This is a genomic window from Kitasatospora sp. SUK 42, assembly GCF_015776785.2.
Classification (GTDB): Bacteria; Actinomycetota; Actinomycetes; order Streptomycetales; family Streptomycetaceae; genus Kitasatospora.
In genome coordinates this window covers 42,362-62,790 of record NZ_LFMD02000003.1, presented here as the reverse complement: position 1 = coordinate 62,790, position 20,429 = coordinate 42,362, and the positions used below count along the sequence as shown (strand labels likewise).

The window sequence follows — 20,429 nt, the reverse complement described above, 5'->3', positions numbered from 1 at the left end:
CGGTTAGCCCTTGGCGCCCTGTGGCTTGTTGAAGTTGGCGTGGATGTCCGACTCGGTCTTGCTGTAGTTCCGGGCGGTGGTCTGGAGGCTGGTTCCGATGTCGCCGACGGTGGTCTGCAACCCGCCGGCCTGGTTGGACCACGTGCCCCAGGTGGCGGTGAGTGCGCCGCCCAGCGCCCACCCCTTGAGCGTGCCGGCGGCGGCGTTGACGTGCTCCCCGGGCTGGGTGCACTCGGTCTTGACGGAGTCGCGCAGGGCGAAGGCGTTCTGCGCGGCCTGCTGGAGCACGGCGGTGTTCACGGTGACGGTCTTGCCGCCGCCCGCCGGGTTCAGCGACACCGGGGCGGCGTTGCCGCCGGCCAGGTCCGGGAACTGCTTCTTTGCCGCTTCGGTCAGATTGCCCTTGTCGTCGAAGAGCCATGGATTCATGCGGCGCTCGAAATCGAGGTCTGCCACTTCTTCTTACCCCCCAGGTGAAGATCGGCATGGAGCGTAGTGGAAGCGCCACGGGGTTGCCGGGCACTTCGCTCGGAATGGTCGAACATCTCCCCGAATTCGGGGAGTTGGTGTTTTCGATATTGAATTCAGATGAAATCAAGGTGAACTGCAACAGGAATGGGGCGGCGAGGTTGTGCCGAGTCGCACATTGCCCGGGGTGTGGCGGGCGTGCCAGAGTGCCGGGCATGACCCTGCCTCTCGCATCCGAAACGCGTTCTGCCGACCTCGCTCCCGGGCGGGTGTTCGACTGGCTCGACGAGGCCGCCGGGTTGCGGGCCGAGGCGGGGCTGACGCGGGCCTTGCGCAGTCGGGGGGCCGGGGACGAGGTGCTCGACCTGGCCGGGAACGACTATCTGGGGCTGACCAGGCATCCGGTGGTGACGCAGGCGGCGGCGGAGGCCGCGCTGCGGTGGGGCGGGGGGTCGACGGGGTCGCGGCTGGTGACCGGGACGACGGCGCTGCACACCGAGCTGGAGGAGGAGCTGGCCGCGTTCTGCGGGGCGGAGGCCGCGCTGGTGTTCTCCTCCGGTTACACGGCCAACCTCGCGGCGCTCACCGCGCTCACCGACCCGGACACGCTGATCGTGTCGGACGCCTACAACCACGCCTCGCTCATCGACGGCTGCCGGCTCTCCCGGGCGGACGTCCACCGCGCCCCGCACAGCGACCCGGGCGCGGTCGCGGAGGCGCTGGCCCGGCGGACGCGGCGGCGGGCGCTGGTGGTCACCGACTCGGTGTTCTCGGTGGACGGCGACGCGGCTCCGCTGCGCGGGCTGTCCGAGGCCGTCCGGGCGCACGGCGCCGCGCTGCTGGTGGACGACGCGCACGGGCTGGGCGTGCTCGGCCCCGGCGGGCGCGGTGCGCTGGCCGCGGCCGGGCTGGCCGGGCAGCCGGACACCGTCGCCACCATGACGCTGTCCAAGTCGCTCGGTTCGCAGGGCGGTGTGGTGCTCGGCCCGCGCCGGGTGATCCGCCACCTGACCGAGACCGCCCGCACCTTCATCTTCGACACCGGCCTCGCCCCGGCCGCCGCCGGCGCCGCCCTCGCCGCCCTGCGCCTGCTGCGCGCCGAGCCCCACCGCGCCGACCGCGCCCGCGAGGTCGCCCGCACCCTCGCCGCCCGGCTGACCGCCGCCGGCCTGCACGCCTGCGAGCCGGAGGCCGCCGTGGTCTCGGTGCGGGCCCCGGGCCCCGAGGCCGCGGTCGCCTGGGCCGCCGACTGCCTCCGGGCCGGGCTCGCGGTGGGCTGCTTCCGGCCGCCGTCTGTCCCGGACGGCATCTCCCGGCTGCGGCTGACGGCGCGCGGGGACCTGACGGACGCGCAGATCAGCGAGGCCGTGAGGATCGTCGCGGAGCTCGCGCCGGTCGGAGCGCGCGGTTAGGCACTGTCCGGCCTAGCGGTTAGTCCACCAGCGCCAACGCGCCGCCGCCGCTACGGCGCGGCGGTGCGTTGGCGGTGCTGCGCGGCCTTGGCGCGGTTGCCGCAACCCGACATGGAGCACCAGCGGCGGCGGCAGGCGGGGGACTTGTCGTAGTAGCGGCCGCTGCAGCCGTTGCCGGTGCAGATCTTGAGGCGGCGGCGGTCCTCGCTGCCGAGGATCTCGGCGGCGTCCACGGCGATCAGGGTCAGGGCCGTGGTGGCGTCCGCCGGTCGGCGGGTGTGCCGCAGGGTCGGGAGGCCGTCGTGGACGGCGAGTCGGGGCGGGTGGTCGGCGGCCCGGGCCAGCCAGGTGTTGATGACCTCCGCCGCCTCCACCGGGAAGCGGGTGCCGTCGACGACCGCCCGCAGGCCGTCGTCGACGGCCTCGCGGAGCCGGACGGCCCGTGCGAGCAGCTCCTCGTCGACGGCAAGGCGTTCGGCCGGGTCCCCGGCGGGTGGGGCGGTGTGTTGCCCGGCCGCGGCGAACCAGGCCGTCAGGTCGTCGGGCTCCAGCAGGAGTTCGCGGCCGCCCCGGTAGCGGTCGCGGAGGGTGTTCACGAAATCGACGCTGGGCCTGCCGCCGTACCAGACCCAGTCGCGGCTGCTCTGCCGACTCTCCATAACCGCATGATAGGTTACGGCGTCAAGTAACCACATATATGGTTACGTCGATGCGGAGGGGGCGCCGATGGGGAAGAGGCAAGGGGCCGACGGGCGGGTGTGGCTGCTGGCCCTGGGGATGTTCGCGATCGGGACCGATCTCTTCGTCGTCTCCGGGCTGCTGCCCGACGTCGGCCGCGACCTGGGCCAGTCCACGGCCTCGGCCGGCCAGATCACGACGGTCTTCGCCGCCACCTACGCCGTGGCGGCCCCGCTCCTGGCGAGCCTCACCGCGCGGGTCGAACGGCGGGTCCTGCTGCTCGCCGTGCTCGCGGTCTTCGCGCTGGGCAACGCGCTGTCGGCCCTCGCGCCCGACTTCGCCGTCCTGCTCCTCAGCCGGGTGATCACCGGCGCCGGCGCGGCGCTCTACTCCGCCACGGCCTCGGCCGTCGCGGCGCGGATCACGCCGTCCGAGCGGCGCGGCCGGGCGCTGGCGGTCGTGTACGCCGGCATGACGAGCGCGATCGCGCTCGGTGTCCCGCTGGGCAACGAGATCGGGGCGCTGGCCTCGTGGCGCTGGGCGTTCGGGTTCGTGGCGCTGCTCGCCCTGATCACCGTCGGCGGTCTGGCCGGGCGCCTGCCGTCGGTCCCGGGCGCGGCCGGGCTGACCGTCCGGCAGCGGCTCGGGGCGGTCCGGATCCGCCGCGCGCCCGGCGCGCTGATCACCACGGCGCTGTGGATCGTCGGGACGTTCTCCCTCTACACCTATCTCGGCACCGTGCTCGACACCGTCACCGGCGTCGGCGCGGACGGCCGCTCCTGGCTGCTCCTGCTGTTCGGCGTCGGCAGCTTCGCCGGAGTGCTGATCGGCGGGCGGCTGGCCGACCGGGTGGACGCCCGGCGCGCGCTCCCGGGTACGGTCGGCGCGCTCGCCGTCGTCCTGGTGCTGCTCGCACCGGCCCTGCACTCGGTGGCCGGGGCCGCCGTCGGACTGCTGCTCTGGGGCCTGGTGCACTGGCTGACCTTCCCGCTGATCCAGCACCGGCTGCTGGCGATCGGCGGCACGAACGGCGACATGCTGCTCGCGCTCAACAACAGCGCCGCCTACCTGGGGCAGACCGTGGCGGCCGTGGTCGGCGGGCTGTTCGCGAGCGCCGGACGGCTCGACCGACTCCCGCTCGCCGCGGCGGGAATCATGCTCCTGGCGGCGTTGTGCGCGCTGGCGACCGGAGGGCCGCGGGCGGCCGAGGAGCCCCGGGCGGTGACCGAAGCGGGACGGCCCCAGCGGGTGGGCGACTGAGGTGCGGCTCCCCGGGCTACGGCCGCCCCGGCGCGGGCCGGTACCCGGCGCTGGAAAGCCGCTCGGGGGAGGGGCCCCGGAGGGCATGATGGCGGGATGGCTGATCTGCGCTGGGACGACCACGCCGGGTGGCTGCTCGACCCGGCCGACGACGAGGGCTGCCTCCCGGACCTGTCCATCGCGGACACGACGGTGGCGGACTGGCAGGCCTTTCTCGACCTGGTCGAGGAGCGGGGCTGGCCCTACGACTACGTCGTGGGCTGCTTCGAGATGCCGCTGCCGCGGGCCGAGACGGTGCTGTCCCGGCCGCCGGGTGTCGTGTGCCCGATCCTGAGCGTGCGGCCGGGCTCCGAGGTCGGTGTGGTCTTCCGGTTCCACAGGGCGGAGCGGATCGACTTCGACGTCTACCTCGACCAACTCCAGGGCCAGGAAGGGCTGGACGTCCTGTGCGGGTTCCTGGCCGCGATCGGACGGCGGCTGGGTACGTCGGTGCCGACGTACCCCGAGGGCGGGTGCACGGGGAAGCCGTTCCTCGGGTTCGACGTCGCCGCTGACCGGGTCCGGGTGTGGACGCCGCCGGACGAGTGACCCGGGCCCCTAGGGCTGCCCGGCCACCAGCAGCGCCTCCGCGCCGACCGGCCGGTATCCGGCGGCCTGGAAGGCGCGGACGCTGGGGGCGTTGCCGGGGGCCTGCTGGGCCCAGACCGTCCCGCCCTCCGGCAGCAGGTGCCGGGCCGCCGTGGCCAGGGCGCGGCCGAGGCCGCGGCCGCGGGTGTGCGGGTCGACCTCGATCGCGCACTCCCAGCGGCCGCCCGGCCCCCGGCCGAGGATCAGCACGCCGCCGTCGGCCGTGAAGACCCGCACGTCGTCCCGGTAGTGCAGCGCCCGGACCACCCGGGGGTGTTCGCGGTCCTCGATCTCGGCCAGCGGCAGCGGCGGCTCGCCCGGGAGGCGGTCGGCGACGGAGAGCAGGTCGATGTTGTTGACGGTCCGCCCGGTGCGCTCGGCGAAGGCGGTGAGGAAGGGCGGGCAGAGCGGCGCGGAGAGCGGATCGCCCGGCACGGCGGCGAGCGTCCCGTGCACCCAGGCCGGGTCCTCGTCGGTGAACACCACGGCGTGCGCGGCGAAGGACAGCACCCCGGTGTCCCGGGGCGACGGCTGCGGCACCACCGTCACCGTCCCGTCCGGCGGCGGGAACACCCCGCCCGCCGCGTCCGTCAGGATCTCCGCCAGCCCCCGCACGCCCATCAGGTTCCCCTCCCTGGTCAATGAGGTTCCAGCCTAGTCGATCACCGGGCTCCGGCAGGGAGTTGGCACGGCGGCGGCCCGCTACCGCTTGCGGGCCCGGCTCGGCTGCACCCGGGTGGGCTCGCCCGCCGCCTTGGGATGGTCGGGCGGGTACGGGAGTTCGCCGAGGCCCTCGTCGCGCAGCTGCTTCTCGTACAGCTCCAGCAGCCCCTCCAGCCGGAACGCGTGCTCCTCCATCCCGGCGTTCAGGTCCCCGAGTTCGGCGAAGCGCGCCGGGACGGTCCGCAGGTCGAAGTCCTCCGGGGCGGCGTCGTCCAGCTCCTCCCAGCGCAGCGGGGTGGAGGCGGTGGCGCGCGGGCGGGCGCGCAGGGAGTAGGCGGAGGCGATGGTGCGGTCGCGGGCCATCTGGTTGTAGTCGACGAAGATCCGCTCGCCGCGCTCCTCCTTCCACCACGCGGTGGTGACCCGCCCGGGCATCCGCTGCTCCAGCACCCGGCCGAGGGCGATCACGGCGTGCCGGCCGTCGGTGAAGGTCCACTCGGGGGCCAGCGGGACGTAGACGTGCAGGCCGCGCCCGCCGGAGGACTTGGGCCAGCCGCGCAGCCCGTACTCCTCCAGCAGGGCGCGCAGTTCGTGGGCGGCGCGGACGGCGTCGTGGAAGTCGGTGCCGGGCTGCGGGTCGAGGTCGATGCGCAGTTCGTCCACGTGGTCGGTGTCGGAGCGGCGCACCGGCCAGGGGTGGAAGGTGAGGCAGCCCAGGTTGGCCGCCCACAGCACGGCGGCCGGTTCGGTGGGGCAGATCTCGTCGGCGGAGCGCCCGCTGGGGAACTCGATCCGGGCGGTGGGCAGCCAGTCCGGCAGGCCCTTGGGCGCGCGCTTCTGGTAGAAGAACTCGCCGTCCACGCCGTCCGGGAAGCGCTGCAGCGTGGTGGGCCGGTCGCGCAGCCCGCGCAGCACCCCGTCGGCGACGGCCAGGTAGTACTGCGCGACGTCCAGCTTGGTGAAGCCGCGCTCGGGGTAGTACACCTTGTCCGGGTTCGACAGCCGGACGGTCCGCCCGGCGACTTCCAGTTCCACGGCTGAGCCCATGCCCCACACGCTAAGCGTGCGGTGCCCGGCGCGCGCCCCGGGGCGAACCGGGCGAGGATCGGACCCATGGACCTGCCCGTGATGCCGCCGGTGGCGCCGATGCTCGCCAAGTCGGTGGCCAGGATCCCGCCGGGGATGCAGTACGAGGCCAAGTGGGACGGCTTCCGCACCATCGTGTTCCGCGACGGCGACGAGGTGGAGCTCGGCAGCCGCACCGGCAAGCCGCTGACCAGGTACTTCCCCGAACTGGTCGAGGCCTGCAAGCGCGAGCTGCCGCCCCGCTGCGTGCTGGACGGCGAGGTGGTGATCGCCCGGGACGGGCGGCTGCGCTTCGAGGAGCTGCTGGAGCGCATCCACCCGGCGGCGAGCCGGGTCAGGCTGCTCGCCGAGCGGACGCCCGCCTCCTTCGTCGCCTTCGACCTGCTCGCCCTCGGCGACGACTCCCTCCTGGGCCGCCCGCTCTCGGAGCGCCGCCCGGCCCTGGAGGCGGCCCTGGCCGGCGCCGCCGACCCGGTGTTCACCGCCCCCGCCTCCACCGACCGCGAGCTCGCACAGGCCTGGTTCGCCGAGTACGAGGGCGCCGGGCTGGACGGGGTGGTGGCCAAGCCGCTGGACCAGCCGTACCGGCCGGGGGAGCGGACCATGTACAAGATCAAGCACGAGCGCACCGCCGACTGCGTGGTGGCCGGCTACCGCGAGCACAAGAGCGGCCCGGTCGTCGGCTCGCTGCTGCTCGGCATCAACGACGCCGAGGGCAGGCTCCAGCACGTCGGCGTCTGCGCGGCCTTCCCGATGGCCCGCCGACGTGAACTCGCCGAGGAGCTGGCCCCGCTGCGCCTCGACGACCCCTCCCAACACCCTTGGGGCGCCTGGGCGGAGGAGTCCGCGCACGCCGAGGGGCGGCTGCCGGGCGCGGTCAGCCGCTGGACCGGCGGCAAGGACCTCTCCTGGATCGCGTTGCGCCCCGAGAGGGTGGCCGAGGTCGCCTACGACCACATGGAGGGCACCCGCTTCCGGCACACCGCGCAGTTCCGCCGCTGGCGGCCGGACCGCACGCCGGGGAGCTGCACCTACGAGCAGCTGGAGGAGCCGGTCTCGTACGATCTGCGCAAGGTGCTGGGGACCTGACGACCCGTCATCACCGGGGCGACATCTCGGTCGAGTCGGGCTCCTCGGTGGGCGACAGGGTGTAGACGTTGTTCGGCGAGACGATCCGGGTGATCGCCCTGGCCAGCAGTGTCGAAGGCTGCGAATCCTGGCACGGCACATCGGTGTTGATCAGGATGACCAGCGAGGCCCGTGCCGACGGCAGGTACACCATCACGGCCTGGTAGCCGGGCAGCGAGCCGTTGTGCCCGAGCCAGCCGTGGATGGTGAACAGCCCGAAGCCGTAGCCGACGTCGGGCACGCCGGTGTCCTCGAACCTCAGCCGCTGCGCCTGGGCGGCCTGGCCAAACAGCGGCGTGCCGGTGGCGAGCGTCCTCGACCAGCTCCGGAGGTCGCGCAGGTCGGAGATCGCCGCGCCGGCGGCCCAGATCCAGGACGGGTTCCAGGTGGTGGTGTCCTGGAGCGATCCGTTGGTCGCCAGGATGGTGTAGCCGCGGACGTGCGGGTCCGGGAAGGCCGCGTCGGTCGGGAGGACCGTCCTGTCGAGCCCGGCCGGGCCGAAGACCTGGGCCTTCAGGAAGTCGCCGAGCGGCTGCCCGGCGACCTTCTCGACGACCAGGCCGAGCAGGATCGTGTTGGTGTTGGAGTACTCGAACCTGCTGCCCGGAGCGAAGTCCGACGCGTGCCGGTACGCGTACGCGAGCAGCTGGTTCGGGGTGTAGGCGCGGTCCGGGTGGCTGAACAGGGCCCGCTCGAAGTCCGGGTCCTCGGTGTAGTTGTACAGGCCGCTGCGCATGGTGCCGAGCTGGCGCAGGGTGATCGCGTCGCCGCCGGGCACGTCGGGGACGTACTTGGCGATCGGGTCGTCCAGGTTGAGCCTGTTCTGGTCGGCCAGGCGCAGGACGGCGCTGGTGGTGAAGGTCTTGGTGATGCTGCCGACCCGGGTGGACAGGTCGGGTGTCATCGGCGTTCCGGCGATCTTGTCGGCGATGCCGAAGGCCCGCTGGTAGTCGCCGTCGGGGGTGCTGTAGCCGATGATCGCGCCGGGGATCGAGGCCTGGCTCATCACCTGCCTGATCGTGTCGTCGAGCTCGCTCGTGACGGCGGGCGTGAGCGCCACCACCCCGCCGGGCGCGGTGGGGCCGCCGAGGGCCATGGACGGGCTGGATCCGCCGGTGTCGCCGAGGGCCGCGGACGGGCCGAGCGCGGCGGGTTCGGCGGTGACCGCCCGGCCGCCGGCCGACCCGGGGTGCTGCGCGCCGCTGGAGCAGCCGTAGACCGCGAGCAGACCGGCCAGCGCGAGGGCGGCCCCGCGGCGGCGGACGGCCCCGCGGCGGCGGACGGTCCCGCGGCGGAGGGTGGCCCCGGGTCGGGGACCGGTCCCGGGGCGAGGACGGGTCCCGGGGCGGGGAGGGGTCGGGCGCGGCCGTCGGGTGCTGGTCATCGGTAGAGGCGCCTCTCTGGGGGCGGATCTCCGGGGCGGACGGCCCCTTGGCGAGAAGCGGCCCCGGAGCGCTGCTCCACGGGGCCGCGGGGGAGCGCCGCCACCGTAAGCACCGGCGTCGCCAGGCCGCGCGCCGGTCGCGGCGCCGCTGGCCCGAACGGATCCAAGCCCACCCGAGTGGCCCGACCCGGCTGGCGGTGCGATGTCAAGTACCCCGGCCCACCCGCCGGTTGGTGTCGGCACCGGACGCCCGCGCTCCGCCGGACGGGTGAGCACCGGCATGCCGCGCCCGCCCCCGGCCGCAGCTCGGGCACGATCGTTTAGCCCTGCTGTGGCCGCCGTTAAGAATTCCTCGATGGACCGCACCCGCTCTCACCAGGCAGATTTCTGCCTGCCCGGAGCGTGTCCGTCGGAAGCGGCCGAACCGGGCCCCGTCGGCCTGCCCCGCACCCGCGGGCCGTCCCAGATCCGCACGTCAGGAGCCGCCGCCCGTGAAGGCACTCGTCAAGCAGAAGGCCGAGCCCGGGCTCTGGCTGATCGACGTCCCCAAGCCCGAGATCGGCCCCGGCGAGGTGCTGATCAAGGTGCTGCGGACCGGCATCTGCGGCACCGACCTCCACATCCGCAAGTGGGACGGCTGGGCGCAGCAGACCATCAGGACCCCGCTGGTGCTGGGCCACGAGTTCGTCGGCGAGGTCGCCGAGATCGGCGCCGGCGTCGTGGACATCGCGATCGGCGACCTGGTCAGCGGCGAGGGCCACCTGGTCTGCGGCAAGTGCCGCAACTGCCAGGCCGGCCGCCGCCACCTGTGCCGCAACACCATCGGCCTGGGCGTCAACCGCGACGGCGCGTTCGCCGAGTTCGTGGCCCTGCCCGCCTCCAACGTCTGGGTGCACCGGGTGCCGGTCGACCTGGACGTGGCCGCGATCTTCGACCCCTTCGGCAACGCCGTGCACACCGCGCTGTCCTTCCCGCTGGTCGGCGAGGACGTGCTGGTCACCGGCGCGGGCCCGATCGGCATCATGGCCGCCGCCGTCGCCAAGCACGCCGGCGCCCGCAACGTGATGATCACCGACGTCTCCCCGTACCGCCTCGACCTGGCCCGCAAGGTCGGTGCGACGCTGGCGCTCAACGTCGCCGAGCACACCATCGAGGAGGGCCAGCGGAAGCTGGGCCTGCGCGAGGGCTTCGACGTCGGCCTGGAGATGTCCGGCCGCCCCGAGGCGATGCAGTCGATGATCGCCAACATGACCCACGGCGGGAAGATCGCCATGCTCGGCCTGCCCGCCGAGCAGTTCCCGGTGGACTGGGCCTCGATCGTCACCTCGATGATCACCATCAAGGGCATCTACGGCCGCGAGATGTTCGAGACCTGGTACGCGATGTCCGTGCTGCTGGAGGGCGGCCTGGACCTCAGCCCGGTGATCACCGGCCGCTACGCCGCCTCCGCCTTCGAGGACGCCTTCGAGGACGCCGCGAGCGGCAACTGCGGCAAGATCATCCTCGACTGGACCGCCTGAGCCCCCGCGAACCGCTAAGGAGACCGCCGTGTTCGACAACGTGCGCGCCGACATCGCCACCACCCTGGACGAGATCCGCGAGGCAGGCCTGTTCAAGCCCGAGCGGGTGATCGGCACCCCGCAGAGCGCAGCCGTCACCGTCACGGGCGGCGGCCGCCCCGGTGAGGTGCTGAACTTCTGCGCCAACAACTACCTCGGCCTGGCCGACCACCCCGAGGTGCTCACCGCCGCCAAGGACGCCCTGGACCGCTGGGGCTACGGCATGGCCTCGGTCCGCTTCATCTGCGGCACCCAGGACGTCCACAAGGAGCTGGAGGAGCGCCTCTCGGCCTTCCTCGGCCAGGAGGACACGATCCTCTACTCCTCCTGCTTCGACGCCAACGGCGGTGTCTTCGAGACCCTGCTGGACGACCGCGACGCCGTCATCTCCGACGCGCTCAACCACGCCAGCATCATCGACGGCATCCGGCTCAGCAAGGCCCGCCGCCACCGCTACGCCAACCGCGACATGGCCGACCTGGAGCAGCAGCTCAAGGAGACCCAGGACGCCCGCCGCCGCCTGATCGTCACCGACGGCGTCTTCTCGATGGACGGCTACGTCGCCCCGCTGCGCGAGATCTGCGACCTGGCCGACCGCTACGACGCCATGGTCATGGTGGACGACTCGCACGCCGTCGGCTTCGTCGGCGCGGGCGGCCGCGGCACGCCCGAACTGCACGGCGTGATGGACCGGGTGGACATCATCACCGGCACCCTGGGCAAGGCGCTCGGCGGCGCCTCCGGCGGCTACGTCGCCGCCCGCCGGGAGATCGTCGCCCTGCTGCGCCAGCGCTCCCGCCCGTACCTGTTCTCCAACTCGCTGGCCCCGGTGATCGCGGCCGCCTCGCTCAAGGTGCTCGACCTGGTCGAGCAGTCCAACGAGCTGCGCGAGCGGCTGGCGGCCAACACCGCGCTGTTCCGCACCAGGATGACCGAGGCCGGGTTCGAGATCCTGCCCGGCGACCACCCGATCGCCCCGGTGATGATCGGCGACGCGGCGAAGGCCGGCCGGCTCGCCGAACTCCTGCTGGAGCGCGGCGTGTACGTGATCGGCTTCTCCTACCCCGTGGTGCCGCACGGCCAGGCCCGCATCCGGGTGCAGCTGTCCGCGGCGCACTCCACCGAGGACGTCGAGCGCGCCGTCGCGGCCTTCGTCGACGCGCGCGCCGCGCTCGACGCGTAGGCGCCGCACGAGGTACCGCCGGGCAGGCGGCACAGAGACCGCCCGTGGGCCGGTCCGCTCGGAACCGGACCGGCCCACGGGCCCATGAACGCCGTGCGGCGGAGGTGATGCGATGCGCCTCCGTCGTGCGGTCCACCAACCACCTGCCCCACCCTCCCGCTTCGGGGGCGGGACGCCGGCCCGGCCGACGTCCCGCCCCCGTCGCGGTTCCCGGGGTCGGCCGGTCAGTCGTCCTCGTTCTGGCCCTGGTCGTCGCCGTCGCCCCGGTGGCGCCCGGTGGGCTTGGCGAAGACCTGGGAGTTCTCGACCGGCGGGGTGTTGACCCCGGCGACCAGGTTGCCGCTGGTCGAGCCGAACACCACGGTGTCGCCGGAGGCGTCCACGAAGGGGGCGACGGAGGAACCGTTGCCCGGCGAGCCGTCCGGCGCGGTGGCGACCCGCTCGGTGCGGCCGGTGCGCAGGTCCTGGCGGTAGACGTCCCAGTCCGGGTGCTGAGGGCCGGGCACCAGGTTGTCGGCGGCGGACGCGAAGTAGAGCCAGCGGTTGTCGGCGGTGATGGAGCCGTGGTCGGAGGAGCCGACCGAGCTGGTGCCGGGCAGGCCGCCGCTGACCTTCGTCACGGTGCCGGTCCTCAAATCCCGGACGTGGAGCACGGTGTGGTACCGGTGGCCGTTGGTCGAGCCGCCGGGCTCGGGCAGGGCGTAGATCGCGCGCCGTCCGTCGGGGCTGATCGTGGCGTCGAAGCTGGCGTAGCCGAGCTTGCCGTCGAGGTCGAGGCTCGCGGCCGAGAGCTTCCCGGTGGCCACGTCGTAGGTGTAGTAGACGCCGGTCGTCGGGGTGGCCGCCAGGTTCGGCCGGGCCGGGTTCTCCGGGGTGGCGTGGAGCGCGGCTTCGGCGGCGCTCGGGGCGAGCTCCACGTCGGCGGACGCGGCGGACGCGGCGGACGCGGCGGCTTCGGCCGCCGGGGCGGCGAGGGCGGGGGTCTGTTCGGCCGGCAGCAGGTCGGAGAGGGAGGAGAAGCCGATGGTGCGGCCGTCCGCGCTGATCGTCGGACGGACCGACAGGCTCTCGCCCGGCCTGCCGTTGACGTCGCGGGAGACCAGGCGGGTGGTGTGGGTCCGGCGGTCGGTGAGGTAGATGTTGTACTTCAAGGTGTAGGGCCTGGTGAGCGAGGGGGCGTCGCCCCCGGCGGTCGCTCCGGTGGCTGCTCCGGAGGTCGCCCCGGAGGTCGCCTCGACGGTCGGGTCCAGGTCGGTCCGGGAGGACACGAAGGCCACGTAGCGGCCGTCGGCGCTGAGCGAGGGCTCGTACGAGGCGTGGAACCGGTCGGTGTCGGCGCCGGTGGGGCTGCCGCTGACCAGCTCGGTGCGGCCGGTCTTCCGGTCGCGGAGGTACACCTCGGTACGCCCCTTGACCTGCACGCCCGGCACCACGTTGTCGGCGTCGCTGTCGAAGGCGACGTAGCGGCCGTCGCCGTTGATCGCGACGTAGTCGGTGAAGCCGTCCAGCGCCTGGCCCGAGTCGGACAGGTTGACCCGCTCGGTGCGGCCGTTGCGCAGGTTCGTCACATAGGCGTCGCGCCCGCGCAGCGCGGGCTGGGGCACCAGGTTCCTGGCCCAGGAGGTGAACAGGGCGTAGTGGCCGTCGGCGCTGATGCCCCGGCTCGACGACTGGCTGTCGGGTGCGGCGCCGTTCAGCCCGGTGCTCACCTGGGTGGTGCCGCGCGGAGCCGGGTCGGCCTGGGCGGGCGCGGCGGCGGCCGCGAGTACGGCGACGGCCGCGAGCACGCTGCCGGTGCCCGACAGCCACCGGTTGCGGGTCGTTCGGGTGGTGCGCGTCATGAGGTCTGTCCTCCCCCAGTGATCGCCCGGCCGGGCTCCCTCCCGGCGGCGGGCTCTCGGGAGAGCCAAGCGCGGGGTGGACGAACGGTCAACAGCTGAGATGAATCCAATCTGAAGATACGTCAATAGACGTATGTGGTGCGGGGATCGGTGTTCCGGCCCGATCCCCGTACCGGAGCAGTTCAGAGGCGGCGCAGGAAGACGTCCGTGAAGGTGTTGGTGTCTCCCGGCACCAGGTTGCCGTCGTCGGCGTTGAAGATCACCGTGTCGCCGGCGGCGTCCACGTACGGGCTGGAGGAGTAGGCGGTGCTCTGCGAGCCGTCCGCGGTGAGGCTGACCCGCTCGATCCGCCCGGTCCGCAGGTCGCGGCGGAACACGTCGCCGGAGTTGTTGGTGTCGCCGGGCACCAGGTTCTCCGCGTCGGAGTCGAAGTAGACCCAGCGGTCGTCGGCCGTCATGACGGGGTTGTAGGAGCCGCCGGTGGTCTTGGTCCCGGGCAGGAAGGTGTTGACCTGGGTGACCTTGCCGGTGGCCAGCTCCAGGGCGTACAGGTCCATCCGGATGCCGTGCGAGCCGGGCTTCCCGGCGCCGTAGGTCGGCAGGCCGTAGAGGGCGAAGCGGCCGTCGGGGCTGATCCGGGCGTCCGAGCCGGTGCCGCGCAGGCCGCCGGTGGCGTCGAGACTGGCGCCGGTGATCTTGCCGGTGTCGGCCTTCCAGACGTAGTACGGGTAGAACCTCGGCCCGGCCAGCTCGGGAGTCCCAGCGGTTTCGGCGGCTGCGGCGGGACGAGGTTGCCGGCCCGGGAGGTGAAGCCGACGGCGGAGCCGTCCGCGCTGATCGTCGGGCGGAAGGAGTTGTTGTCGGCGCTTCCGCCGTCGAAGCCCGTGGTGACCAGCCGGGTGGTGTGGGTCCAGCGGTCGGTGACGAAGACGTTGAACTTGCCGCGGTGCACCCCTGGAGTGAGGTCGGTGCGGTCGGAGGAGAAGGCGACGTAGCGGCCGTCCGCGCTCAGGGTGGCGTCGTGGGCGCTGCGGATCGTCTCGTCGTCGGTGGTGGCGAGGTTGCCGGTGGAGATCAGCTCGGTGCGGCCGCTCCAGCGGTCGTGGACGAAGACGTCGCTCTCGTGCTTGGCCTGGCCGGGCACCACGTTGGTGGCGGCGGTGCTGAACGCCACGAACCGGCCGTCGGCGCTGATCGAGGCGTCCGAGGTGGGGGCGTTCAGCTTGGAGGCGTCGTCGGCGACGCTCACCCGCTCGATGTGGCCGTTGCGCAGGTCCCGCACGTAGACCTCGTCCGCGTTCGGGGTGCCGTCCTCGGGCAGCAGGTTGGTGGCGGTCGAGGTGAACAGCGCGGAGCGGCCGTCCGCGCTGAGCCCGAGCGCCGACGAGTAGCCGTTCAGCTGCTCGCCCTTGAAACCCTCGCTGACCCGGGCGGTGTCGCCCTTGGGCGGCCGGGCCTCGGCGGCGGGCATCACCGCGCCGGCCACGACGGCGGCCACCAGGACGACGCCGGTACGGGCCAGTCGGCGGCGGGAACGGGCGTTGGTCATGGATCATCCTCCCCAGATGAGTGCCGGGCCCTGGACACCCCCGCGGCCTGGCTCGGGGAAGAGCCAAGCGCCGAGCGGCCGGGGCGGTCAACGGAGCGGAGGGATCTCGGCCGGAAATACGCCACCGGTGGTATCCCGCCCTCCGCCCCTGTGATCCACCCGGTGGGGCGGATCACAGGGGCGGGGGGTCAACGGGCTTCTCCCGCAGGGGAGTCAGGGCCTCACAGGCGGCGCAGGAACACGTCCTGCAGGATGTTGGTGTCTCCCGGCACCAGGTCGCCGTCCGAGGCGTCGAAGACCACCGTGTCGCCGGTGGCGTCCACGTACGGGTTGTGGGAGGAGGCGGTGCTCTGCGAGCCGTCCGCGGTGAGGCTGACCCGCTCGATGCGCCCGGTCCGCAGGTCGCGGCGGAACACGTCGTAGGCGTGGTTGGTGTCGCCGGGGACGAGGTTGTCGCTGTCGGATTCGAAGTAGACCCAGCGGCCGTCCGCCGTCATGACGCCGCCGGAGGAGTCGCCGTTCGCGGTGGTGCCCGGCAGGCCGGCGTTCACCTGGGTGAGCCTGCCGGTGGCGAGCTCGTGGACGTACGCGTCCAGCCGGGCGTTGCCGCGGCCCGTCAGCAGGCTGTAGACCGCGTAGCGGCCGTCCGGGCTGATCCGGGCGCCGTAGGCGGCGTCGTTCAGCCGCCCGGCGCCGTCCAGGCTGGCGCCGGTGATCCTGCCGGTGTCGGCCTTCCAGACGTAGTACGGGTAGTAGCGGGGCCTGCGCGCCAGCCCGGGGGCGCCGGCCTCGGCGGAGGCGGCCGGGGCGTCGGGGAGCAGGTTCTCCGCCCGGGAGCCGAAGCCGACGGTGGAGCCGTCCGCGCTGATCGTCGGGGAGAAGGAGTTGGCGTCGGCGGCCCTGCCGTCCGCGCCGACGGAGACCAGCCGGCTGGTGTGGGTCCAGCGGTCGGTGACGTAGACGTTGTTGGTGCCGCCCGCCCCGCCCGGGGCGAGGTCGCCGCGGTCGGAGACGTAGGCGACGTAGCGGCCGTCCCGGCTGATGGACGGGCTCGTGGCGTCGAAGGGGCTCTGGTCGCCGGTGCCGGGCAGGCCACCGGCGGAGACCAGCTCGGTGCGGCCGGTCCAGCGGTCGCGGACGAAGACGTCGCCGAGGTGCTTCGGCTGGCCGGGCACCACGTTGGTGGCACTGGTGCTGAACGCCACGTACCGGCCGTCGCCGCTGATCGAGGCCTGGAAGGTCATGCCGTTCAGCTGGGAGCCGTCGTCGGCGACGCTCACCCGCTCGATGTGCCCGTTGCGCAGGTCCCGCACGTAGATCTCGTTCAGGTTCGGGGTGCCCTCCTGGGGCAGGAGGTTGGTCGCCGTCGTGGTGAACAGTGCGGAGCGGCCGTCCTCGCTCAGGCCGAGCGCGTGCGACGGGCCGTTGAGCTGCTCGCCCTTGGGGCCCTCGCTGACGCGGGCGGTGTCGCCCTTGGGCGGGCGGGCCTCGGCGCCGGGCATCGCGGCGCCGGCCACGGCCGTGACCGCCAGGACGGCGGCGGCGCGGGCCAGCCATCGGCGGGTGCGTGCGGTGGTCATGGATCATCCTCCCCAGATGACGTTCCGGGCCCAGGACCCCCGCGACCCGGTTCGGGACGAGCCAAGCGCCGCGCCGGGCGGGCGGTCAACGATTGGGAGCGATCTCGTCCGGAAATGCCCCACCGCCCGTGGTTGCGGCCGAAAGCCCCCGCTCCGCCGGGGGCGCTCCCCGGCCCCGGACGGCCCGCCCCCGCCGCGCTGGCAGAATTGGCCTGTGATCGACGCACGACGGCTGCGGACCCTGCGGGCCGTGGCGGACCACCGGACGGTGACCGCCGCGGCGGCCGCCCTCTACCTGACCCCCTCCGCGGTCTCCCAGCAGCTGGCCGCGCTGGAACAGGAGACCGGCCACCACCTGCTCGCCCGCGAGGGCCGGGGCGTGCGCCTGACCGCCGCCGGGGAGATCCTGCTCGGCCACGCCGACGCCGTGCTCGCCCAGCTGGAACGCGCCGAAGCCGACCTCGCCGCGTACAGCGCGGGCGTCGCGGGCGAGGTCACCGTCGCCTCCTTCGCCACCGGCATCTCCCACGTGCTCGCCCCCGCGATCGGGCTGCTCGCCGAACGCGCCCCGGGCGTACGGCTCAAGGTGCTGGACGCCGAGGGCGACGCCAGCCTGCCGATGGTCCTGGACGGCCGGGCCGACCTCGCGGTGGCCGTCGAGTACCGGGGCGCCCCGCGGGCCGACGACGCCCGGCTCACCCGCGTCCCGCTCTACGCCGAACCCTTCGAGGCCGTCCTGCCGCTGGCCCACCCGCTGGCCGCCGAGGAGGGGCCGCTGGCCGTCGCCGCCCTCGCCGGCGAACCCTGGATCGGGCCCTACCCGGGCAACCCCTGCCACGACGTGGTCCTGCTGGCCTGCGAGCACGCCGGCTTCCAGCCCCGGCTGCTGCACTCCTCCGACGACTTCCGCGCGGTCGTGGCGCTCGCCTCGGCCGGCGCGGGCGTCGCCCTGGTGCCCCGCTCCGCGCTGCGCGGCGTCGACCTCTCCCGGGTCGCGGTGCGCCCGCTCGACAGCGACCTGGCCACCCGCAGGGTCTTCGCCGCCGTCCGGGCCGGCGCCGACGGGCACCCGCTGCTGCGGCCCGTCCTCGACACCCTCGCCGAGGCGGCCGCCTCCGGGGCCTGAGCGCGGCACCAGGGTCAGGCGCGCGCCGGGCTGCCGTCGGGGCGAAGGCCGGCGAACTCGTCCAGGACGGCGACCCGCAGCTCGTGGGCGCCGTCCGTGCGGGTCCACTCGTAGTAGAGGTACCAGCGGCCCCGCGCGGAGACGACGTCGGCGTAGCGGACGTCGAGCCAGGGGCCGTCCGGGGTGAGGCGGCGCCAGGTGCGCAGGTCGGTGGAGGCGGCCAGGCCGCAGCGCTCCTCGTAGTTCCCGGCGGCGTCCGCCCCGCCGTCGTAGAGCGCGAGCCAGCCGCCCCGGCCGTCGGGGAGGACGGCGGTGATCCGCGACTCGTAGCCGTCCCAGGAGCCGGCCGGGCCGACGTCCAGGGCCTCGGCGGCGCGGCCGGGTGCGGCGGTGAAGCGCAGGCCGTCGGGGGAGAGCGCGAGCGCGGTCGGCTGGACGGTGAGGCCGGTGGTGTGGATGTCGGCGGTGGCGTGGGCGCGGTCGCGTTCCTCGGCGGTGAACGGCCGGGCGCGGGAGACGGTGGTGAACAGGTGGACGCCGTCGCCGGTTTCGAGCAGGTACGGGTCCTTGACGCCCTCGGTGCCGGTGCCGGCGGCGGTGAGCACGGGGGTGCGGGTGGAGAGGTCGAAGGACTCGGGGGCGGCCGCGCTCAGGGCGTCGATGCGCCAGCGGTTGTCGGCCGGGTCGACGTAGCTGAGGTGGAGCAGGTAGCGGCCGTCGCGGCGCAGCAGGGCGAGGCGTTCCATCGAGGGGGAGCCCAGCTCGTCGCTGCGGACCGACCACAGGTCGCGGAAGCCGACGCCGTCGTGGCTCTCGGCGACGGCGCAGCGCCAGCCCCGGTCGGGCCCGCCCGCCGCGCCGCGCGGGCGGCGCTCGCGGTAGGTGAGCAGGAAGCGGTCGCGGTCGGGCTCGTACCGGACGCCGGGGCAGCCGGCCCAGTAGCCGGGTTCGGGGCGCTCGGGTGGGCGGACGAGGTGGGAGGCGGTGAGGTCGGGGGCGGCGGGCAGGGCGGGATGCGGCATCGGGACCGTCCTTCGGGAGGGAGGCATCGGGGAGTTTCTATCAGATCGATCAAAAGTCTGAACTGTCCGTGCTGATCGGCGGTCGACCGGCTGACCTGCTCCTTGCTCTCTTCACCTGCCGATCTCCTGTGAAGGCGATGTTTCGCCCGATGGCGATCACACGACACCGACTGGCCCGGCCTTGACCGGGCCCCGGAGAGCGCGGCTAGCTTCTTCTCAGAGTCGATCAAACATCGAGCGACCACGACCCGAGGAAGCCCCGCCCCGATGACCGCCCCCACCACCGACGCACCCGGCTACGCCGGTCTGGGCCTCTACGTCGGCGACCTCCACAGCCACTGCGGCATCAGCTACGGCCACGGCAGCATCGAGGACGCCTACGCCAACGCCAGGCTCCAGCTCGACTTCGCCAGCGTCACCGGCCACGGCTGGTGGCACGACCTGCCCGAGCGCACCCCCGAGCTGGCGAGCCTGGTCGACTACCACACCGAGGGCTTCGCCCGGCTGGACCGGCTCTGGGAGCACGTCCAGGACGTCACGGCCGCCGTGCACCAGGACGGCCGGTTCGTCACCTTGCAGTCCTTCGAGTGGCACAGCCTCGCCTACGGCGACCACTGCGTCTACTTCGACGGCCCGCGCGGCGAGATCATCCGGGCCGCGAGCCTGGAGGACCTGCGCGCCCGGCTGCGCGTGCTCGGCGCCCGGGGCGTACGGACCTGGGCCCTGCCGCACCACATCGGCTACGGCCCGGCCCGCCGCGGCATCGACTGGGCCTCCTACACCGAGGAGTTCTCCCCGGTGGTGGAGATGATGTCGATGCACGGCTGCGCGGAGTCGGACGAGGCGCCCCGCGACTACCTGCACACCATGGGCCCGCGCACCGCCGCCGGAACGGCCGTCCACGGCCTGCGCCTGGGCCACCGCTTCGGGCTGATCGGCTCCACCGACCACCACAGCGCCTTCCCCGGAAGCCACGGGCACGGCCGACTCGCCGTGTGGGCCCCGGAGTTGACCCGCGAAGGAATCTGGAACGCCGTCCAGCGCCGCCGCACCTACGCGATCACCGGCGACCGCATCCTGCTCGCCACCTCCGTCAACGGTGCGCCGATGGGCGCCGAGACCGCCTCCGCCGACCGGCGCCGGATCCGCGTCACCGTCCGGGGCCGGGACGCCCTCGACCACGTGGAGCTGCTGCGCAACGGCGTACCGGTCCACCGGATCAGCCGACCCGAACTCCTCGCCGGAGCACGGGCGTCGGACGCCTTCACCGGCACCCTGGGCCTCGCCGTCGGCTGGGGCCGGCGCGGCGAGCCGGTGCACTGGGACGTCACGCTGCGGATCGAGGGCGGGCGGCTGCTGGACGTCCAGCCCCGGCTGCGCGGTTCGGAGACGGTGGCACCGGCCGAGGCCGAGCCGGACACCTACCGGCCCTCCTCGTGGGAGCGCACCGCGCCGGGCGAGGTCCGGCTGCGGACGGTCACCGACGGCAACCCCAACACCGCCACCGACAGCACCCAGGGCCTCTCCCTGCGGGTCGAGGGCGACCCGCGCACCCGGCTGCTCGCCGTCGTGAACGGCGTGGAGACCGTCCACACCGTCGGCGAGCTCCTGGACGGCGCGCGGACCGGCTTCACCGGCGGGTTCGTGTCCGGCGCCTACCGCTTCGACCGGGCGGTGCCCGACCGGGAGGCGACCGCCGAACTCGACCTGACCGACGAACGCCCCGGCGGCGACGGGGACTTCTACCACGTGCGGGTACGTCAGCTGAACGACCAGTGGGCCTGGTCCAGCCCGACCTGGGTGGGACCGGCCGACTCCTGTCGGCGGGCCGGCTGACCCGACCCCGGGTCAACCGGCCGTGCC

At 73.8% G+C, this 20,429-nt stretch carries 18 protein-coding genes; 8 read left to right on the top strand and 10 right to left on the bottom strand.

What is annotated here, in order from left to right:
* Positions 1–3: 3 nt before the first annotated feature.
* Positions 4–456, bottom strand: a complete 453-nt coding sequence (locus RZ50_RS09850; protein ID WP_196947249.1) for a hypothetical protein — start codon at positions 454–456, stop codon at positions 4–6.
* Positions 457–683: 227 nt separating this feature from the next.
* On the opposite strand from RZ50_RS09850, the gene RZ50_RS09845 reads away from it, so the two are divergent.
* Positions 684–1,880 (top strand): 8-amino-7-oxononanoate synthase, encoded by a 1,197-nt coding sequence (locus RZ50_RS09845; protein WP_196947250.1) that lies wholly within the window; start codon positions 684–686, stop codon positions 1,878–1,880.
* A 50-nt stretch (positions 1,881–1,930) separates the two neighbouring features.
* Here the strand turns inward: RZ50_RS09845 and RZ50_RS09840 are convergent, their stop codons facing one another.
* Entirely contained in the window at positions 1,931–2,539 is a 609-nt protein-coding gene (locus RZ50_RS09840; protein WP_196947251.1) for an ABATE domain-containing protein, read from the bottom strand.
* 67 nt (positions 2,540–2,606) lie between these two features.
* Here RZ50_RS09840 and RZ50_RS09835 point away from each other — a divergent pair, with 67 nt between their 5' ends.
* Together RZ50_RS09835 and RZ50_RS09830 are read left to right on the top strand one after the other, a co-directional pair.
* Positions 2,607–3,818: an MFS transporter gene (locus RZ50_RS09835; protein ID WP_196947252.1), complete on the top strand. Its 1,212-nt coding sequence runs from the start codon at positions 2,607–2,609 to the stop codon at positions 3,816–3,818.
* Between the two features lie 96 nt (positions 3,819–3,914).
* A complete protein-coding gene (locus tag RZ50_RS09830; RefSeq protein ID WP_196947253.1) occupies positions 3,915–4,406 on the top strand; it encodes a hypothetical protein in 492 nt (163 codons plus the stop codon).
* 9 nt (positions 4,407–4,415) lie between these two features.
* On the opposite strand, the gene RZ50_RS09825 is transcribed toward RZ50_RS09830, so the two are convergent.
* Together RZ50_RS09825 and ligD are read right to left on the bottom strand one after the other, a co-directional pair.
* The gene (locus RZ50_RS09825) at positions 4,416–5,066 is read right to left on the bottom strand and encodes a GNAT family N-acetyltransferase (RefSeq protein WP_196947258.1); all 651 of its coding nucleotides are present in this window, start codon (positions 5,064–5,066) and stop codon (positions 4,416–4,418) included.
* Positions 5,067–5,147: 81 nt separating this feature from the next.
* The gene (gene ligD / locus RZ50_RS09820) at positions 5,148–6,155 is read right to left on the bottom strand and encodes a non-homologous end-joining DNA ligase (RefSeq protein WP_196947254.1); all 1,008 of its coding nucleotides are present in this window, start codon (positions 6,153–6,155) and stop codon (positions 5,148–5,150) included.
* 66 nt (positions 6,156–6,221) lie between these two features.
* Between ligD and RZ50_RS09815 the strand changes: the two genes are divergently transcribed.
* Positions 6,222–7,283, top strand: coding sequence for an ATP-dependent DNA ligase (locus RZ50_RS09815; RefSeq protein WP_196947255.1), 1,062 nt, complete (start codon positions 6,222–6,224; stop codon positions 7,281–7,283).
* A 10-nt stretch (positions 7,284–7,293) separates the two neighbouring features.
* On the opposite strand, the gene RZ50_RS09810 is transcribed toward RZ50_RS09815, so the two are convergent.
* Positions 7,294–8,706 carry a serine hydrolase gene (locus RZ50_RS09810; RefSeq protein ID WP_217680426.1) on the bottom strand — a complete coding sequence of 471 codons (1,413 nt, stop codon included), beginning with the start codon at positions 8,704–8,706 and terminating at the stop codon, positions 7,294–7,296.
* 491 nt (positions 8,707–9,197) lie between these two features.
* Here RZ50_RS09810 and tdh point away from each other — a divergent pair, with 491 nt between their 5' ends.
* Both tdh and RZ50_RS09800 read left to right on the top strand, forming a co-directional pair.
* Positions 9,198–10,226: an L-threonine 3-dehydrogenase gene (tdh, locus tag RZ50_RS09805; RefSeq protein WP_196947829.1), complete on the top strand. Its 1,029-nt coding sequence runs from the start codon at positions 9,198–9,200 to the stop codon at positions 10,224–10,226.
* Positions 10,227–10,254: 28 nt separating this feature from the next.
* Positions 10,255–11,448: a glycine C-acetyltransferase gene (locus RZ50_RS09800; RefSeq protein WP_196947828.1), complete on the top strand. Its 1,194-nt coding sequence runs from the start codon at positions 10,255–10,257 to the stop codon at positions 11,446–11,448.
* A 224-nt stretch (positions 11,449–11,672) separates the two neighbouring features.
* Here RZ50_RS09800 and RZ50_RS09795 read toward each other — a convergent pair whose 3' ends face one another.
* From RZ50_RS09795 to RZ50_RS09780, 4 genes are all read right to left on the bottom strand, one after another.
* Complete coding sequence (locus RZ50_RS09795; protein ID WP_196947827.1) at positions 11,673–13,289, bottom strand: PD40 domain-containing protein; 1,617 nt, start codon at positions 13,287–13,289, stop codon at positions 11,673–11,675.
* 182 nt (positions 13,290–13,471) lie between these two features.
* Positions 13,472–13,846 (bottom strand): hypothetical protein, encoded by a 375-nt coding sequence (locus RZ50_RS09790; protein WP_196947826.1) that lies wholly within the window; start codon positions 13,844–13,846, stop codon positions 13,472–13,474.
* On the bottom strand, positions 13,744–14,838 hold the full coding sequence (locus tag RZ50_RS09785; protein WP_196947825.1) for a PD40 domain-containing protein: 1,095 nt from the start codon (positions 14,836–14,838) through the stop codon (positions 13,744–13,746). Before RZ50_RS09785 ends, RZ50_RS09790 begins: the two co-directional genes overlap by 103 nt.
* Positions 14,839–15,059: 221 nt before the next feature.
* Entirely contained in the window at positions 15,060–16,418 is a 1,359-nt protein-coding gene (locus RZ50_RS09780; protein WP_196947824.1) for a PD40 domain-containing protein, read from the bottom strand.
* A gap of 214 nt (positions 16,419–16,632) precedes the next feature.
* Between RZ50_RS09780 and RZ50_RS09775 the strand changes: the two genes are divergently transcribed.
* On the top strand, positions 16,633–17,544 hold the full coding sequence (locus RZ50_RS09775) for a LysR family transcriptional regulator (protein WP_196947823.1): 912 nt from the start codon (positions 16,633–16,635) through the stop codon (positions 17,542–17,544).
* Between the two features lie 14 nt (positions 17,545–17,558).
* Here the strand turns inward: RZ50_RS09775 and RZ50_RS09770 are convergent, their stop codons facing one another.
* Complete coding sequence (locus RZ50_RS09770; protein WP_254802437.1) at positions 17,559–18,566, bottom strand: hypothetical protein; 1,008 nt, start codon at positions 18,564–18,566, stop codon at positions 17,559–17,561.
* A 267-nt stretch (positions 18,567–18,833) separates the two neighbouring features.
* On the opposite strand from RZ50_RS09770, the gene RZ50_RS09765 reads away from it, so the two are divergent.
* Positions 18,834–20,402 carry a DUF3604 domain-containing protein gene (locus RZ50_RS09765; RefSeq protein ID WP_196947821.1) on the top strand — a complete coding sequence of 523 codons (1,569 nt, stop codon included), beginning with the start codon at positions 18,834–18,836 and terminating at the stop codon, positions 20,400–20,402.
* Positions 20,403–20,429: the final 27 nt, after the last annotated feature.

Coding starts and splice junctions, on each gene's coding strand:
- RZ50_RS09845 (WP_196947250.1), top strand. CDS start 684: ATGACCCTGCCTCTCGCATCCGAAACGCGTTCTGCCGACCTCGCTCCC.
- RZ50_RS09840 (WP_196947251.1), bottom strand. CDS start 2,539: ATGGAGAGTCGGCAGAGCAGCCGCGACTGGGTCTGGTACGGCGGCAGG.
- RZ50_RS09835 (WP_196947252.1), top strand. CDS start 2,607: ATGGGGAAGAGGCAAGGGGCCGACGGGCGGGTGTGGCTGCTGGCCCTG.
- RZ50_RS09830 (WP_196947253.1), top strand. CDS start 3,915: ATGGCTGATCTGCGCTGGGACGACCACGCCGGGTGGCTGCTCGACCCG.
- RZ50_RS09825 (WP_196947258.1), bottom strand. CDS start 5,066: ATGGGCGTGCGGGGGCTGGCGGAGATCCTGACGGACGCGGCGGGCGGG.
- ligD (WP_196947254.1), bottom strand. CDS start 6,155: ATGGGCTCAGCCGTGGAACTGGAAGTCGCCGGGCGGACCGTCCGGCTG.
- RZ50_RS09815 (WP_196947255.1), top strand. CDS start 6,222: ATGGACCTGCCCGTGATGCCGCCGGTGGCGCCGATGCTCGCCAAGTCG.
- RZ50_RS09810 (WP_217680426.1), bottom strand. CDS start 8,706: ATGACCAGCACCCGACGGCCGCGCCCGACCCCTCCCCGCCCCGGGACC.
- RZ50_RS09795 (WP_196947827.1), bottom strand. CDS start 13,289: ATGACGCGCACCACCCGAACGACCCGCAACCGGTGGCTGTCGGGCACC.
- RZ50_RS09790 (WP_196947826.1), bottom strand. CDS start 13,846: ATGGACCTGTACGCCCTGGAGCTGGCCACCGGCAAGGTCACCCAGGTC.
- RZ50_RS09785 (WP_196947825.1), bottom strand. CDS start 14,838: ATGACCAACGCCCGTTCCCGCCGCCGACTGGCCCGTACCGGCGTCGTC.
- RZ50_RS09780 (WP_196947824.1), bottom strand. CDS start 16,418: ATGACCACCGCACGCACCCGCCGATGGCTGGCCCGCGCCGCCGCCGTC.
- RZ50_RS09770 (WP_254802437.1), bottom strand. CDS start 18,566: ATGCCGCATCCCGCCCTGCCCGCCGCCCCCGACCTCACCGCCTCCCAC.
- RZ50_RS09765 (WP_196947821.1), top strand. CDS start 18,834: ATGACCGCCCCCACCACCGACGCACCCGGCTACGCCGGTCTGGGCCTC.